Origin of the sequence: Paenibacillus sp. 102, from assembly GCF_039549175.1 — a bacterium.
In the GTDB taxonomy this organism is placed as follows: Bacteria; Bacillota; Bacilli; order Bacillales; family Bacillaceae_G; genus Bacillus_A.
Window position 1 is genome coordinate 1 of record NZ_JBCGHT010000099.1, and the last position, 255, is coordinate 255.

The window sequence follows — 255 nt, forward strand, 5'->3', positions numbered from 1 at the left end:
TAGCCACAGCCAGAACATAGTTGACTACTTGCATAATTCTTAGGTGCGATTATCAAATCACGCCCTTTCCATATTGCTTTATAGTCAAGGTATTCTCTGAATTTAGACCAAGATACTTCGCTGATTGCTTTGGCTAACTTGTGATTCCTTTTCATATTCTTCACTTTCAAGTCCTCAATCACAATTACTTGATTTTCGTTTGTGATTTCATTACTTATCTTGTGAAGAAAGTCATTACGTTGATTAGCAATCTTT

At 34.9% G+C, this 255-nt stretch carries 1 protein-coding gene; it reads right to left on the reverse strand.

All coding sequences use genetic code 11. The features are described 5' to 3' along the window. A partial coding sequence (locus AAIE21_RS29515) for an RNA-guided endonuclease TnpB family protein (protein ID WP_343269889.1) occupies window positions 1-255 on the reverse strand: 255 nt, incomplete at both ends.